Source organism: Conexibacter sp. S30A1 (assembly GCF_023330665.1).
Taxonomy (GTDB): Bacteria; Actinomycetota; Thermoleophilia; order Solirubrobacterales; family Solirubrobacteraceae; genus Palsa-465.
On the sequence record NZ_CP097127.1, the window covers coordinates 2,180,211 to 2,196,321 of the forward strand.

Genomic DNA, 16,111 nt, shown 5'->3' on the forward strand with positions numbered 1-16,111 from the left:
GCGGCCACTCAGTTAGGCTTGCACGTAGGGCTTCGCCGCGTGCGCGTTCACCGTTCACCAGGCTGGTGTGAGACGGCAGGCTCGGAACGGGGTCAGGGGCTGGCGGCGAGTGGTGAGGGTGCCGGCTGTCCGTGACGGACGGCGGTCGTGGCTTGGGTGAGGTAGTCGAGCACCGGCCGGTCTTGAAGGCGCATCGTTTCGCGGTTCGCGAGGATCCGTTCGATCCAGCGGCTGCCTTGATCAGACTGGGTTCCGCCTTGGACGCGCCGAAGGATGACCGCGGGGCGGACCGCTGACTGCTCCCACGCAAAGGGGGTCATCGGGGCGTTTCGAGTGGCGGATGGTGATGGTGTCGTCGGGCCCGCCGATCAGGACTTCGCGGACAACGAGCCGCAGGATCCGCTGCTGGCCGGCGGTGCCGAGCTGGTCCAGGCCGTCGGTGAGGCGGCCGAGGAAGCCTTCAGGGTGTCGGCGAGCTGGAGGTAGGTGGCGGCGTCGTGCAGTTCGGTGTTGAAGTTCGATGTTGAGGCTGTGAAGCTGGGCTTGGAGGGTGTTCTGGCGTGCGCGCAGGACGGGCATCCGGGCACGGAGCTCCTCGAGCGAGATGAGTTGTTCCTGGTAGGCCTCGATCAGCCGCTCGACCGCGGCGCTGGCGCGGGTGAGGTCGCGCTCGATCGTGTCGCGACGGTGGGTGGCGGGGTGCTCGGTCCGCGCGGTACTGAGGCGGCGGCCGATCTCCGCGCGAACGAGCTCGGGCTGCTGGAGCAGTCGGCGGACCTCCGCCCAGACGAGCGGTTCGATCTCATCAGCACGGACGGGGTGGCTGTGGCAGCGTTTGCCGTCGGGGTAGCGCCAGCCGTCCTGGCCGAGGCAGCGGTAGTAGCTGATCCGCAAGCTGTGAGCCGCCTGCCGCTCAAGCCCGTCAACCCGCGCGGCCAACACCGCGTTCTGCGCCAACTGCCCAACAACCGGCTCGTCCAGCCACTAATGGCTGAGACGAGCCGCCCCGGAGCTTGCAACACGCACGCATGAATCATTCCCCGCGAAGCAGCAGGTTCCTGCTCATCGGACTACGACCCGTTGAACGCGTACCCCGAGCACGCCCAAGCCGGCATCCAAAAGTTCTGCTAGGGGTTCTATGACCACGTGCTGCGTAACAGCCACATCCTGCAGATGAGCCCCGTCAACTTCGAGGTGCTAGCCGCATAGATCAACCCTTCACGATCCGGGGGAACCACACATCGGCGTCTGGCTTCATTACCGGACTTCGGTGCTCGTGGTGCAGGACGAAGCGTCGAGGTGGCCACAGCCGCTATGCTGACGTGCGCGGAGCGAGGTCATCTCTTCGCGCGCTCAGTCAAGGGGTGCCAAGATCTTGAGCAGCACGACGCCCAGCGATATCCAGCCCACGACGCTAGATCGGTCCGTGCCGACGGGGCCAACCGTGTCGGTAGTGATCCCGTGCCTCAACGAGGAGGAGGCGATCAGTGCCTGCGTGGCGTCTGCCGTCGAAGCACTCGCTAGAACTCGCCTCTCAGGCGAGGTTATCGTTGTTGACAACGCATCCGAAGATCGTAGCGCGGAGCTCGCCGCGGCGGCCGGGGCTCGCGTCGTGTTCGAACCTCGTCGCGGTTACGGCAGCGCTTACCTGGCCGGCTTCCTAGCAGCCACTGGTGACTACGTCGTCATGGCGGACGCCGATCTCACTTATGACTTCGCCGAGATCCCGCGCTTCGTCGAGCGCATCGAAAAGGGTGCCGACGTAGTGATGGGCGACAGAATGGACAACATCGAGCCCGGTGCGATGCCTTGGCTCCATCGGTACGTCGGTAATCCCCTGTTGAGCGGGCTTCTGAATGTACTGTTCCGCACCGGCGTGCGTGACGCGCACTGCGGGATGCGTGCCTTCAGGCGCAGCGTTCTGCCGCAACTGGACCTGCGCACCACTGGCATGGAGTTTGCCTCTGAGATGGTCATCAGAGCGGCAAAGGCCAACCTACGGATCGAGCAGATCCCGATCACTTATCACCCGCGCGAGGGAGAGTCCAAGCTCTCAAGCTTCCGCGACGGGTGGCGACACCTGCGCTTCTTACTCCTGCACCGCCCCACTTACCTCTTTGTGCTGCCGGGCCTCGTGCTGCTCATACTGGGTTTGATCGCATCCGCCGTTACGATCGGCCAGATTGCGATCTTCGGTCGCGGATGGCAGATTCACACGCTCATCGCTGGGTCGCTGCTCGAAATCATCGGCGTCCAGGTCATCGGCCTAGGACTCTGCGCGCTGGCTTATGCCACGTATTTCATGTCTGACGACGAGCGGTGGTTCAACCTCATGCGGGCACGGTTTCGACTGGAGCACGGGCTGGCGCTCGGGGTATTGATCGGTCTCTCGGGGGTCGGACTGGGAGCCGATGTGGTGGTGAGCTGGATCAACAGTGGCTTCGGTCCGCTTGCGCAGGAGGAACAGGCATTGCTGAGCGCGACCCTGCTCATAATCGGCGTTCAGGTCTTTTTCACCTCGTTTCTGCTGTCCATACTCGGGCTGCGTAGAGAAGAACGTCGATAGCTGAAGCCCTGCCCTCCGCACAGTCCAACGCGCGAGCATTGGCGCTCTCGCATTCCACGCTGCGACCGAAAGCGGTAGATCCGCCGTTAGAGCACGGCAGCGCGCCTTGCAGGTTGACTGTCGACCGGCAGCCCCAATGGCGAGGGAGAGGCCACGGTGATGGTCATACGTCCCGGTCGAAGAGCGCATCGCCGACTCGTATCTCGCTGAATGAGTTCACAGTTCACGCGGGAGACGCGCCCTGGATGCTCGCGGCGCCACCTACGTCTGAGGTTCCGGGCATCTGTTGTCGCCCACCGACTCGCGCGACAGGTCCAACAGACGTATGGTGGTTCACGGCGTTCGCGCGGCAGCACCTGTCGGAGGCAAGGTCACGGCGGTTCCCCGTGGACAACGCGCCTGCCCCGGAAGCTGGTTTGTGGCCGACCCGCGCCCGCGCCTGCCGCCGCCAGCCCGCAGCGGCGTGAATACGAGGCCGTTGCCGGAGTTGGGCCTCCAGAACGGAGACAGGTGAAACGCGTGACAGCGGTATCGTTTGGCGAGGCCCCGACCCTAGCCGACGAGCTCTCGACGCGTGTGCGGACTGCCGCTGACGAGCCGCCGCGATTGTGAACGACGCACTGCGTGCGCTGAGCGTTGGTCTTGGAGAAACCAGTGTCGCTCGCCCGTTCCAGCTTGGCATCAATGGCAATCCCAGGACAGCCATCGGATCTGCAAGCTGCCTGAGTCGACGATCTCGCGCGTCTATTACAGTGCCCACAAGGTAGCGAACGAGCAGTCCGGCGACATGGCGGCGCACCGGATCGCCGCCGAGATCCTCAACGCCTCCCACTTACCCAACCGACGTCCGGTTCGAAAGGAGCGGCTGAGCCTCCAATCGTAACCTTGGTCCCGTCGGTCGGCTCACTGGTGCCGGAGACGCTGCGTCACGCTCGTCGGGATCGCCGACAACGTGTGTCTTATTTCGGGCGGTAGGATGCGAAGCGCCAGCACTAGCACAAGATACAGGCCCCCAAAGGCAACGGCGCGCACCAGCGATGGGATAAAGGTCAAGAACATCACTGGCGTCGCGCATGCCGTCGCCAGCAGTAGCCGCAGGACTACACTGGTGCTGGGTCGCGAATCGGGGTGCGCGCGCAGAAGCGACCCGACCATGAACGTAGCGACCGTTGTCTCACCGCAGATTGTCGCTATCGCCGCGCCCACAGCGCCGAATGCTCCTGCGAGGGCAACGGTGCTGCTCAGCGTTACGGCCAGTCCGAGGCCATTAGCCCACAACATACCGCGGTACTTACCCTGCGCGAGCAGGCTAAAACTGCACGGCATCAGCGTGAAGGAAGCGATTACGGCGAGCGCCTGGACCTCCAGCACGCCAGTCGCGTGTTGGAACGCCCGCCCACCGAGCAGCAGGATGAAATATCGAGCGCCCGCCACCATCGTCAGCGCGATGCCGACGCCAGCTGCCACCGACACCTCGAGCAGACGCTTGGTCACATAGCTCACGCGCTCGCGGTCGTCTTGTGCCGCACGCGAGAGCACGGGAAGGGCGGAACTCGCAACCAATGCGGGAATCGCAGCTGTGGCCATGAAGATGCGGAATGAGACGGAGAAGAGGCCCGTCTGCTCGGGGTTGCTCACCAGGCTGGTGACAATCTGTGTCGTGTAAGCGTAGACCGTGCCGACCGCGGTGGCGAGAGAGAACGCTGCCGCACCGTGGATGAGCGAGGGCCAAGCGCGGGGGCGGATCGCAAGCCTCGGGTGGTCGAGGTTTCGTGCGATCCGCAGGGTCACGACAACCAAAATCAGGTTCGTCACTAACAGCGAGGCCATCAACGGAAGAAGGCCAAAGCCTGCGAGCGCTAGCCCGATCAGCAAGCTCCCCCAGATCGCCTGTCTGAGCAGTTCCAAACTCGAGACCACAGTGAGACGGAGGTCGTTTATCAGCGGAAGCCACATCGTCTGTGCGGATATGAGGGGGACGATTCCGGCGGTTGCGAGCACAACCCCTATCAGGATCGGTAGCTGATAACCAGCCGCGACAGCGAAGCCTGCCGCCAAGAGAACTCCGAAGGTGGCCGTCGTAACCCGCAACCCAAATATGTCGCCCATGATGCGAGCCCTCTCAGTTCCATGTCGGGACGCATACTCGCGGGTTGCATAATTCCCCATACCCGCATCGACGAGTGTCGTGGCAACCGAAGTCACCGACATTGCGGATGTGTAGACGCCGAAGCGTGCCACACCCAGGCGACGCGCTAGAACCACGGTCCAAAGGACCGAGAGGAGTACCATCCCAGAGTAGGCGAGCACCCGAGCGACACCTCCTCTAAGGAGCAGGCTGCGCTCGGAGTGATTCTGACCCGCGTCTCCTGGGGTGCGCGCAATCGGTTCGGGCTCGTTCATCATCTGCTGTTGGCCCGTCGGGCGATGCTCTAGTCACGTTTGCCGCCGCGTGACCTCTCCGGCGCGGCCGGCGGTCATGCGGATGGACCATTTGCGAGGCTACTCGGTTGACGAGACTTAGGTCTGGCGCCAGGCTTTGGAGCGGCCTCCCTGACGCGAGTATGCGATACTAATTGGACTTTGGGCGACGCTCAGCCACTGGCGATAGGCATCGACGCTCGCGCTGCCACCGAGGTGGCAGGAGGCCGGGGAAGGGTCGTGCGGGAGTTGATCAGAGAGCTTGCCGCTCGCGCTGACGATTACCGCTGCATTCTGTATGCGCGTCGATCATGGTCAGGCGCACAGCTGGACGAACGGTTCCGGTGGCATCTCGCGAGGGCGCCCGATCCCTGGTGGCATCTGCTCACCGCCAGAGCCGCCAGTCGCGAGTGCACGGTGTACCTCTCAACCAACTCGTACCTCACGCCACTCCTCCTTCGCGGTCCGGCCGTCTCGATCGTGTACGACATGGTTCCTTTCGAGCCTGCAATGAGGCCGAGCCGGCGTTCATCGCTTATCGAGCCTCTCACGCTGGGGTTCGCGGTGCGTCGATCGAGCACAATGCTTTGCATAAGTAAGACGACCGAGAGCGCATTGATCGAGCGCTTCCCGGCAGCAATCGGGCGAACAGCCGTGGCGCTGCTGGGTTCCACCCTGCCCGCGTCACAGCCGCCGGCAGATGAGATTCAAGCGCTACCCGAGCCGGGCTTCGTCTTAGCGGTCGGGACTCTCGAGCCTCGCAAGAACCTACCCCGGTTGGTTGAGGCGTACCGGATGCTCGACGAGGACACCCAGCGGCGACACCCGCTGGTGGTAGTTGGCGCGATCGGCTGGGAAACCGGCGAGACCCTCAGTGCCCTGCGGTCACTTGGCGATCGCTGCATCATGCTCGGCTACGTGTCTGATATGGCGCTCGGCGAGCTGTACCGTCGCTGTGGTGTGTTCTGTTACCCGTCGCTTGGCGAGGGGTTTGGGCTGCCCGTGTTGGAGGCCATGAGCATGGGCGCGGCCGTCATCACTTCCAATCTGACGGCACTGCCCGAGGTGGGTGGCGATGCTGCGTACTATGTCGAGCCCCGGCAGGCCGCGAGCATCGCTCAAGCGCTGGGCCGCCTGCTGGCGGATGAGCAGCTCCGACTGGACCTCGGGCGCCGAGCCCAGGTACGCGCTCAAGAGTTTTCTTGGGAGCACTTTACCGACCAAACGCTCGCGGCGTTGCGGGCAGCAGCCGAGACTCCCTCTCAGCGAACACTCCAGTGATCCTCAAGCGCCCGCCCCGGGGTCGGTGCTTACCGATCAGATTCGCCGTTCGCAGATGGGGGTAAGCCGTTCGCGAGCTTGAGCCGTAACGGCTGCCAGTGCCGGTCTTACGCTCCGGAAGGCGATGAGGCGTGTGCAATGCGGGAGCCGGGCGGGATCACACTCAGGTCAGCAGCAGTCACCTGTGCGCGGTAGACAAGGCGTGACGCGATCGAACTACCGAAACGCATTTGGAAGGCCGGTGAATCGCCGTTTCAGCGACAGTGGGATGCGCCGGTGGTTGAGACCTGCAAGTAGACCGAGCATTTTGGCAAGCTCGTAGATGGCGTTGTAAGGGATCAGCCTCGCCTTTCCTGTGCGCCAGAGCCACCAAACCTCACCCACGACGTAACGTGCCGCCCGGCCGCGCAGGACGCTCGCTGAGTGCGACTCAGCCGTCATATACGCGCGCTCAGCCGAAACACCCGAGTCGAAGAAGCGCCTGAACGCTGCGAGCAGGGTATAGCTGTGTGAATGACGAACAGGCGCGTGTGGTTCATAGATCAGGTCGTAGCCAGCTAACAGTACACGTCGACTCCACTCTTGGTCTTCGCTCATCACGATGTCGGACGAAAACGGGAAGCGCTGCCAGAGTTCGCGCCTGATAGCTGAGTTCACGTTCGAAAACAACGTGGTGTCCATGCTCACCTGGGCGACGCTGCGTGCACGCTGGCGGCGTCCATTCGGGCCGTACATGAAGTTCAGAAAGTAGACCTCCGCAGCGGCCGCTTCGGGATGCGCGAGCTGTCGACCGTAGACGCCTGCCACGTTCTCGTCGTCTCGTAGCGGAGCGACCAGGGCGCTCAGCCAGCCAGTTCCCATCGGCAATGCGTCCTGGCTAATGAAGACGAGGATGCGGCCGTGAGCGTGCTCAGCGCCGAGGTTGCGCGATCCTCCGTGTGTGAACTCTTCGGGTGGGATCCGGAGAACCGTGGCTCCGTGACGTAGTGCTGTCTCAACGCTGTCATCCGATGATCCTGAGTCGACGGCAATGATCTCTACAGGCTCATCTATAATCTGGGCGTCGATTGCCGCAAGACAACGAGCTAGGTCGTCCCCGCCATCTTTGACCGGAATCACAATCGACAGCACGAACACATTTTTACCGCGTTCGACTTCGACTTGCCGGTTGGCGATGCTATGGCACCGTTCCCTCCAACGGTGCCATAGCAGTCCCGATCGCCACGCGAGACTAGGGCAAAGCCAGACGGTGTGCTGCAGCGCTCGGCCACGGCGACAGGAGACCTAGGACCGACGTGGTCTGTCGCGACGACCGTTCGGCTCGAGGGTGCGTCGGAGCCGACGCGGCTCCACTGCGTAATTGTGGTCCGCCCGGCAAACGAAGCCGCCATGCAGCGGCCGGCCACCGCTCACGGCTCAGCGTCCTCGCCCCCGACGTGGGCCGCGAATAGCCACCAGCGCGGGCGGGCGCTAGCTTCCGAGATGCTCACCGGCGCTCGAGCCGCGCCTGCTCGTAGCTCCTCATGGTCAGCTGCGCTGTGGTGCGCCAGCTGAACTGCTCCGAATGCTTCATGCCTGCTGTTGCCAAGCGAACACGCAGTTCCTTGTCGTCGAGTAGGCGACCCAGCACGTCTGCGATCTCGCGCGGCGAGTGAGGGTCAAAGTAGAGTGCGTTATCGCCCGCCACCTCCCGTAGCACTGGGATGTCCGAGCAGGCAACCGCCAAGCCTCGCGTCATCGCCTCGAGGACCGGCAGCCCAAAACCCTCATACAACGTCGGAAGCAGCACCAGCGCCGACGCGCAATAGAGGTCCTCGAGCGTGTCGTCGTCGCAGTAGCCGATCAGCCGGACGTCGTCGGTCACGCCAGCGGCGACGACGGCATCGCGGAGGTCAGGACCGTCGGTCCCGAGACCGGCTAGCGCCAGCACTGGCCGGTCGGTTGCTGGCATCGTCGCCAACGCGCGGATGCCGGCTACAAGGTTCTTGTGCGGCATATTGGTGGCCACGGACAGGCATGTCACCCGCTCGCCCAGGCCAAAAGCCGACCGCGTTTCGGCTACCGACCGCTTACCGGGTTGGCGCGAGCGCCCGACGCCAAGCGGCGCCACGTCCACCTTCGACGGGTTTAGGCCGATGCGCGCGCAAATCTCAGCGCAACCGGCATGGGAATCGGCGATGACCCGCGTCGCCTTGCGCGCCGCAGCCCGCATCATGGTTTCGATCGTTGTTTGGCGCAACGCTGAGACCGAGCCCGGCACGGCAGTGTCATGCCGGTGTGCATCGTGTACGGTCAGGACGCTTGCAAACGGGCCGGCGACGGGGCCGAAGTTCGCCAGCGAATGCAGGATGTCTACGCCTCGAAACGCTGCCGCCGTCGGCACCGCGACCAGCTCGCCGGCGGCCCAAGACGGCCGGCTGGCAACATCAACAGGAAGCTGGACGATCCTCAGTCCCTCTCCGAACGCCTCACGCAAAGCTGCTGACGCCTCGCGGTTCGCAAAGGCAATGAACTCCACGCTGGTGAATAACTCGAGCATCTCAGCGATCAGTTCCCGAGCGTAAGTCTCCCGCCCGCCCGTCTTCCCCGGCACGAGGTACAAAACGTTCAGTCCGACCCGCATGCTTAGCGCCTGCACATCCCTAGTTTCTCGTCGAGAATCAGCCCGACGTTTGCTGTGGGTCTGCGGCAAAGGACACCGATCGTCAGCATGTGCCGGGAACCGATCAAGCTTGACCCACGAGCAACTGTCCCCGTTGCAACGCCCCAACCCCGTAAGCAACGCGACGGCGAAAGCTCCAACCCGACCCGAATGTGCGACCAACAAGCCCATAGAGTCGGCTCGCGGCGAGGCTGGCCGCAGCCCACGAGATGCTGCCCGTAGTCTGTTGTGGCTTGGTTCTGGTCATCAAAGGAAAATCTCGGAACACAAATTCTGGGACACAGTTAACCGCACGCGATCCCAGTCGGCAGCAACATGGTGGGAGAGGATGGTCGGTTAGCCGGCAGCCGCCCGGCTCGACGCAGCCGAGCGGACCGAGATGGGCCGCCTCGCGACCGATCGCTCTGAACATAGCCTTCCGCCGGATGGCCTCTTCGAACGGTCCTCAGCACCGGCACTCAGCGTCGCGAACGCCACCGCTGGCAGGGGCCGGGACGCAATCGCGACTCCAGTCAGGGGGTGATCGGCCCGACCGGATCTGGCGAGGCACAGAGATTGGCGAGTGGTGGCCGATGCTACGCCGTGCCTTGAGCCAGCAGCGACTGGTCTCGCGCAGCCCCTGCAGCTGGCCCCGTCCGCATGAAGCACGAACGGCCCGCGACCGCGCTGAACGGATAGCCGCCTCGACCGCGCCACCGGGCCCGCTGCGGGCCCGAACCACCGGACGGAGTTCCGAGTCCAGCTGCTGCCGAGCGCAGCACCTGCCAGCAGAGGCGCTCACGTGCGCAGCACATCACGGGGCAGCGCGGCCTGAGAGAGCGCCAACCTCGCAAGCATCGCCCGTTGACGGGCGGGCAGCGGGAAAGCAGGAGTAAGAGAACGCGGCGCTCCCATGAGCAATATGCTCGTTTACTCCCGGGACGGTCGGACCGCTGCGGCGCGGGTAATATGGTTTGTCACAGCGACTAGAAGGCCGAGCCCACCAAGGGCCAAGCAGACAGCAATGAACTCCTCGCCCGCCCACGTCGCCCACCTCCCGCTCCGTCTAGAGGGGGCCCGGCGCCCGGCGGTCAGCGATACCAGATCGACAGCGCTACGGCGGTCGCGACACGTCGGCGAAGCGGCGCTCGCAATTCAGCTCGTGGCTCTGCTCGCGTGGAGCGGAGTGGAGGCTGCCAGACACGCGCAAACCGGAGACTTCTCGGGCTTCTACCAATGGTGGTACCTGATCTCGCATGGCACGCTCAACCCTCCAGGCCTGTTTCAGGCGCAGGCCATTCTGATCGAGTGGCCCCTGGCCGCCCTCGGATTCATCTGGCCGCACCCCATAACGCTGCTCGTGGTGCAGGACTTTGCGATCGTCGGTGCAGAGTTCGTCGCCTTTATGTGGCTATGCGACCTGGTCGCCGAGCGGCCCGAGGTTCCCGCAGCCCGCTTTTGCCTGACCGGTCTCGCGCTGCTCGTTCTGGACCCATGGATCTACTGGTCCGCATCTTGGGACTACCATTCCGAGCCGCTCGGAACCCTGTTCGCGGTACTTGCCGCGCGTGACCTGTTTCGAGGACGGCGCATCGCCGTGCTCTGGTGTGCCTTGACGCTGGCGAGCGGGCTCGTCACAACCCCATACCTGGTGGGAGTCGGCATTTCCATCCTGTTCGTGCGCGGCCGACGTGTGTGGGGGGCCGCTGCAATAGCTGCAGGGACCGCCTGGTTTGAGCTAATGCTCAAACTGGGAGTTGGCTTTGGGATCGCCGGAGCCGTGGGCAAGGGACACCAGGCGGCCGGGCTCCTAGCGAGCCGGGTACCGGCCGCCATTTCGGCGCTTCAGCACTTTTGGCTTGATGCCATCGCAAACCTCGCACCGGCAGGCATCCTTGGCGCCGTGACAGCGCCCGCAATAGGCATAACCGCAGTTGTGATGGGCGAGAACTTCAGTCAGGGCATTGTCGGATACGTGCGCCCATCGTTTCAAGGTCTGCCGCTCTACATCTTTGTACCCATAGGCACCATTCTGGCGCTCATGTGGCTGCGGCGGCGGATATCTCGCCGCTTGGCAGACGCTCTGGTCGCACTGTCTATCGTAAACGTGCTCGGCTGGGCCGTACTTTGGATACCACAGGTGGTACCGACTTGGCTTCGGGTCAGCCCACGCCAGTCGGAGGCACTGACACACATCGAACAGATCATCCCCGAACGCGATGGTGTAGTCGCCTCGCAGGGCATCGCCGGAGACTTCGCCGGCCGCAAATACGAGAACTTATTCGTGAGCACACCTGACTACTTCCGGCTCACCGCTCCTGACACGTGGTTTGTAATTGCACCTTACTCGGGCATCGAAACAGCGCTCGTTGCCCAATCGACACAGGTGATCGCGACTCTCGCACGGGATCGTAACGCCAAGTTGGCGTACGTCAGCGATGACGTGTGGGCGTTCCGGGTGAAAGTCCCAGCGACTGGCATCCATTATTTACCTGTTGGAGAACCAGCCAACAGCTATCCCGCCGGCTTGTTCGCAACCTACGGCACCGCCGTCCGTCGCGGGCCCGAGCGCTTTTGGTACATGAAGGGTTCAGACCGCGCGCATGGGCCGATCCTTTGGGGTGACTACTACTTGAAATCTGTGGGCCACTACCGCACCACCGTCCGCCTAGCGGGATCAGGCGAAGCCCAGGTGCAGCTGTGGAATGTCACGACGAATCGCGAACTCGCGGAAAAGAATGTGGCGCTCTCAGGTCGAGCCACCGTCAGCCTCGCCGGTTCGATCACGAGGCGTGATCCAAAACGCTCACAAGCGGCGCTTCGCGGTGGTGGCCCGTTCCAGATAAACCCCGTCCCAGCGTACCCGGGGAACAATCTGGAGACGCGTGTCTACGCCGAGTCTGCGTCCACCATCAAGGTGCTGCACGTCTCACTGACTCCGGCCAAGTAGCCGAGAAGCACTTCGCGCTTAGGACCTATCCCGGTAGAGGGATTATGTGGACCGTCTCGAATTTCGTGATCGGCGTCTCTGTGGCAATGCGATCAGGAGGTTCCGATGGGGCTCGTTGACCGTGATTATGGCTGGCGGCCTGATTGGCTGTGGCAGGGGATCGAGGTATCGCTTCCGCCGCGGCCCTCACGCCCGCGGGGCTGTCATAACCCAAGGGTGCCCGATCGCTCTGCGATGAACGCGATCTTGTTGGTCTTGCGGACCGGGATGCAGTGGAACGCGCTGGACGTGACCGGGGTCTGCTCGTCCTCCTCAGCACACCGTCGCTTCCAGGAATGGCGTGAAGCTGGAGTGTTTCAGGAGATCTGGCGTCAGGGGCTGCTGGAGTTGGATGAAACCGTCGGAATCGACTGGTCGTTCCTGGCGGTCAACGGCGCGATGACCAAGGCCCCGTTGGGCGGCCACAAGACCGGTCCGAACCCCACAGACCGCGGTAAAAAAGGGTCAAGCGCTCCGTCGTCACCGACGCCGCTGGTGTCCCTCTCGGGATAGCTGTCGAGGGCGCGAGACGCAACGATCACCTGCTGTTGGCAGCGCCCCTGCAGTCAGCGCCGGTCGCCCGGCCGATCCCCACCGAGCCAGCACCCCAAGGGTTGTGCTTGGACAAAGGCTATGACTACTCGACCATCAGACCGTCGGTGACCTCGCAACGGTTCATCCCGCACATCCGCACCCGTGGGGAGGAGATCGAGGAGAAGACCCAGAACCCGGACTGGAGAGCCCGCCGCTGGGTTGTTGAGGCCTGTCACTCCTGGCTGAGCCGCAACCGGGCCATCCTGATCCGCTGGTCAAAGAAGGACGAGAGCCACGAGGCGCTCCTCCAGCTCGCCAGCGGCCTCATCGCGCTCAAACGCGCTCACGCCTGGCGGCTCGCTAACCCGAAGTTCCCCCCGGTGACGCGGCGAAATCTGGCTTATTTGCTGGGATCGTCAGGGTTTTGGGGTGTCGGGGTTGTGTCTACTTGATCACGACTGGGGCGTTCGTGGTGAGCTTGAGCGCTTGGGCTTGGAGTGCTGTGGGCTGGGTCAGCTTCTCGAACGTGTCGGTCCGGCCGGCGAGTCGGGTGCGGTTCCGGGTCTGGGTCGCCAGTTCGCTGAGCAGCGTCTGGTAGCTGTGAGCAGTGCTGCCGTCGGTCGTCTGTTTCGTCCGGGCCTTGGTCTCAGCTTCGGGTGAGCGGACGGCTTTGGCGACCGGGTCGTCGTTCTCGGGGCGGTTCTCGTCGGTGAACAGCAGTGGTTTCCATGCGGCCTTCAAATGCCAGGTGAGGTAGTAAGCGAGCATGCAGATGAACACGTGGGACCGGACCCGGTTCTCGAGGTGGTGATGGATCGGCCGGATCTGTAGGTCCGGGCCTTTCAGGGACCGGAACGCTCGCTCGGCCTGCTCAAGGTTCTTGTAGGTGCGGACGACATCTCCGGCTGGAACCTCAGCGGCGGTGTGGTTGGTGCGCAGGATGTAGAACCCGTCGAGGGCGGCCTCCGTGTCGATCTGCTCCTGTTTGCGCTGGTAGGTGAACTCCATGTCGCTTATGTGGATGTCGAAGTGTTTCTTGACGTGGAAGCGCTTCAGGGCCGGCCCGACGGCCAGGCCGATCTGCGCTGAGCCGAGCAAAGTGCCTTTGTCCACCCGGGTCTTGATCGCCGCCAGTTCCTGCTCTGTCGCGTCCAGCAACAGGGTGCGTTTGCGGGCGCGCTGAGCACCAACAAGTGGGTTGCGGCACACGATCAAACGCTCCCCAGGGAACTCGTTGACGTCGGTAATCTCGCCGAGGTTCTGCTCATCAAACAGCGACGGCTGGAAGATGCCGTCGCGGACGAGTTTCTTGATCGTGGGGGCCTTCAGCGCAGTGATCCAGGAGACCCCCTCCGTGCGGGTGAGGGTCTCGATGTTCGCTTTGGTGACCATCCCGCGATCAGTCACAACAGTGACACGCGCCAGCCCGAAGCGGTCCTTGACCTTCCTGACCTGTGCGGGGAGGGTCTTGTCGTCATGGGTCTCGCCGGAGAACACCTCGATGCTGACGGGCCGGCCGTGCTTGTCACAGAGCAACCCGTAGACGATCTGGGGCAGGTTCTTCTGTCCGTCCCGCGAGTAGCCGAGCTTCCCCAAAGGACAGGCACGGCCCTCGAAATAGGAGGAGGACACGTCATAGAGCACCATCTCCCCAACGTTGAGGTGACGCTTGGCGAGACGGTCCTCGATCCGGGCCTGGCGCTCGTAAAGCCAGTCCATCGCGGCGTAAAGAGGCTCCTCGCTGGTTTTCGTGGGTAGCGTCGGCTGAAGTTTGGTTTCCTGGACGGCTTGTGATCCTCGATGATGGGAGTCTGTGATGCAAGCCCAGGACCTTCTGCTGTTTCAGGCTGCGCTGGGGTTGAGCGCCCCGTGGCAGGTCACCAGTGTTGAGTTCGACCGGGACGCCCGGCGGCTGGATCTGCGGGTTGATTTCCTAAAGGGCGCGACGTTCTCATGTCCGGAGTGCGGCGTGTCTGGGTTGAAGGCCTACGACACCTCGGAGAAGTGCTGGCGGCACATGGACTTTTGGCAGCACCAGACTTATCTGACGGCGAGGGTGCCGCGCGTTCGCTGCGCCGAGCATGGGGTGCGCCAGGTGGCGTTGCCGTGGGCCAGGCCGCAGTCGGGGTTCACGCTGCTGTTCGAGGCGCTGATCATGGCGATGGTCGCTGAGATGCCGGTCGCGACGCTCGCGGCCTTGGTCGGGGAGCACGACACGCGTGTGTGGCGAGTCGTGCACCACTACGTCGATGTCGCGGTCGACTCCCAGGATCTGGCGGGGCTTGAGCGGGTCGGTGTTGATGAGACCTCAAGCCGGCGTGGGCATGACTACGTGACGGTGTTCGCCGATCTGGATCAGCGCCGTGGCGTGTTCGTGGTCGAGGGCAAGGATCATGAGACTGTGCAGGCGTTCTCGCTGTTTCTACAGACCCATGGCGGTGATGTCGGCCAGGTCAGCGAGGTCTGCCAGGACATGTCTGAGGCGTTCTTGAAAGGGACGCGTGAGAACCTCCCCGAGGCGCAGATCACCTTTGATCGATACCACGTCCGCTCCCATCTCTCCAAGGCTGTGGATGAGGTTCGTCGCCAGGAGTCAAAGCACCACAAGGACCTGCTGCGCAATACCCGGTACATGTGGCTCAAACGGCCGGCGAACTTGACCGACCGTCAGCGTGATCTGCTAGACGAGCTGCTCGCCCAGCCGCTTGAGACGGTGCGCGCCTACACCCTCGCTCAGCAGTTCGACAGCTTCTATGAGATCGCTGACCCGGACACCGCACAGGAGTACCTGCGGCGCTGGATCATCGAGGTCGACGCAAGCGGCCTTGAGCCAGGCAAACGGTTCGCAAGGATGCTCGAGGATCACTGGGATGGGGTGATCCGCTGGCATCACAGCCAGATCAGCAACGGGCTGCTCGAAGGGCTCAACAGCCTCATCCAGGCAGCGAAACGCCGCGCCCGCGGCTACCGCTCAAACCGCAACTTCATCACGATGATCTACCTCATCGCAGGCAAACTCAACGCCGGGCCCGTCATCGCGTAACCCACCCCAATCAGCGAGGAGCCCGTAAAGATCGTCCTCATCAACACCTTCGACCCCGAGCTCTGACGCCAGCGTCGACTGCCCCAACGAGCGCACGGTCGACAGCTTCGATCCCGGACAGATCACCCGCGAGACGATCATCGCCATGCACAGATCCCGATCACGCGAGGACCGCGGGTCCAGCAGCTCCGCCAGCCCCAGCCGCCGCGCCATGATCAGCGCGGCGTTCACATGCCCCGCGGGCAAGGACCGCTCGATCTCAAACGCGTCATCGGCGCTCATCAGGCTCTCGCCCGCCAGCACCCGCCGGATCGCGTCGATCGCCTCGGCCGGGAGGTGCGAGAGGTTCGCGAGCGTTTCCTTCTTGACCTTCCCGTCCTCACGATAGGACCGGCGCAGCAGCGTCGCGGTGTACTCCTTCTCACCACGACGAATCCTGTTCGTGACCACATGCATCGCACCGATGTGACGTGTCTTCGCTGGCATGCCTGGACTATATCGCACCCACCGGACGGATGTTGTGACTACACTGTTGCCCGTAGAAAAGGCCGCTATCCCCGACGAACACAGGGAATGCGGCCGTTTTCAAGCGTGACTACCGAAGGAACTTCGGGCTAACCCTCTACCGGGATAGGT

The 16,111-nt window shown here is 63.5% G+C and carries 10 protein-coding genes and 1 pseudogene; 5 read left to right on the forward strand and 6 right to left on the reverse strand.

Features of this window, described 5'->3' with window-relative positions; genetic code table 11:
* Positions 1–240 precede the first annotated feature (240 nt).
* Positions 241–957: a zinc ribbon domain-containing protein gene (locus M3M54_RS10670; RefSeq protein WP_249019029.1), complete on the reverse strand. Its 717-nt coding sequence runs from the start codon at positions 955–957 to the stop codon at positions 241–243.
* A gap of 418 nt (positions 958–1,375) precedes the next feature.
* Here M3M54_RS10670 and M3M54_RS10675 point away from each other — a divergent pair, with 418 nt between their 5' ends.
* Positions 1,376–2,566 (forward strand): glycosyltransferase family 2 protein, encoded by a 1,191-nt coding sequence (locus tag M3M54_RS10675; RefSeq protein ID WP_249019030.1) that lies wholly within the window; start codon positions 1,376–1,378, stop codon positions 2,564–2,566.
* A gap of 903 nt (positions 2,567–3,469) precedes the next feature.
* On the opposite strand, the gene M3M54_RS10680 is transcribed toward M3M54_RS10675, so the two are convergent.
* On the reverse strand, positions 3,470–4,972 hold the full coding sequence (locus M3M54_RS10680; protein ID WP_371878576.1) for an oligosaccharide flippase family protein: 1,503 nt from the start codon (positions 4,970–4,972) through the stop codon (positions 3,470–3,472).
* Positions 4,973–5,227: 255 nt separating this feature from the next.
* Between M3M54_RS10680 and M3M54_RS10685 the strand changes: the two genes are divergently transcribed.
* The gene (locus tag M3M54_RS10685; protein WP_249019032.1) at positions 5,228–6,268 is read left to right on the forward strand and encodes a glycosyltransferase family 1 protein; all 1,041 of its coding nucleotides are present in this window, start codon (positions 5,228–5,230) and stop codon (positions 6,266–6,268) included.
* A gap of 216 nt (positions 6,269–6,484) precedes the next feature.
* On the opposite strand, the gene M3M54_RS10690 is transcribed toward M3M54_RS10685, so the two are convergent.
* Entirely contained in the window at positions 6,485–7,399 is a 915-nt protein-coding gene (locus M3M54_RS10690; RefSeq protein WP_249019033.1) for a glycosyltransferase family 2 protein, read from the reverse strand.
* 355 nt (positions 7,400–7,754) lie between these two features.
* Positions 7,755–8,960 carry a glycosyltransferase family 1 protein gene (locus tag M3M54_RS10695; protein WP_249019034.1) on the reverse strand — a complete coding sequence of 402 codons (1,206 nt, stop codon included), beginning with the start codon at positions 8,958–8,960 and terminating at the stop codon, positions 7,755–7,757.
* Positions 8,961–10,071: 1,111 nt separating this feature from the next.
* On the opposite strand from M3M54_RS10695, the gene M3M54_RS10700 reads away from it, so the two are divergent.
* Both M3M54_RS10700 and M3M54_RS10705 read left to right on the forward strand, forming a co-directional pair.
* Positions 10,072–11,859: a DUF2079 domain-containing protein gene (locus M3M54_RS10700; protein ID WP_249019035.1), complete on the forward strand. Its 1,788-nt coding sequence runs from the start codon at positions 10,072–10,074 to the stop codon at positions 11,857–11,859.
* A 105-nt stretch (positions 11,860–11,964) separates the two neighbouring features.
* Positions 11,965–12,761: pseudogene (locus tag M3M54_RS10705) on the forward strand (IS5 family transposase); the annotation flags it as partial.
* Between the two features lie 115 nt (positions 12,762–12,876).
* Here M3M54_RS10705 and M3M54_RS10710 read toward each other — a convergent pair.
* Positions 12,877–14,250 (reverse strand): IS1634 family transposase, encoded by a 1,374-nt coding sequence (locus M3M54_RS10710; RefSeq protein ID WP_256465848.1) that lies wholly within the window; start codon positions 14,248–14,250, stop codon positions 12,877–12,879.
* On the opposite strand from M3M54_RS10710, the gene M3M54_RS10715 reads away from it, so the two are divergent.
* Positions 14,249–15,475 carry an ISL3 family transposase gene (locus tag M3M54_RS10715; RefSeq protein WP_249019037.1) on the forward strand — a complete coding sequence of 409 codons (1,227 nt, stop codon included), beginning with the start codon at positions 14,249–14,251 and terminating at the stop codon, positions 15,473–15,475. The genes M3M54_RS10710 and M3M54_RS10715 overlap by 2 nt on opposite strands.
* Here M3M54_RS10715 and M3M54_RS10720 read toward each other — a convergent pair.
* Entirely contained in the window at positions 15,404–15,961 is a 558-nt protein-coding gene (locus M3M54_RS10720) for a hypothetical protein (RefSeq protein WP_249019038.1), read from the reverse strand. The genes M3M54_RS10715 and M3M54_RS10720 overlap by 72 nt on opposite strands.
* Positions 15,962–16,111 lie beyond the last annotated feature (150 nt).

Excerpts from the sequence above, each read along its gene's own strand:
- M3M54_RS10720 (WP_249019038.1), bottom strand. The coding sequence starts at position 15,961 with ATGCCAGCGAAGACACGTCACATCGGTGCGATGCATGTGGTCACGAAC.
- M3M54_RS10715 (WP_249019037.1), top strand. The coding sequence starts at position 14,249 with ATGCAAGCCCAGGACCTTCTGCTGTTTCAGGCTGCGCTGGGGTTGAGC.
- M3M54_RS10680 (WP_371878576.1), bottom strand. The coding sequence starts at position 4,972 with ATGATGAACGAGCCCGAACCGATTGCGCGCACCCCAGGAGACGCGGGT.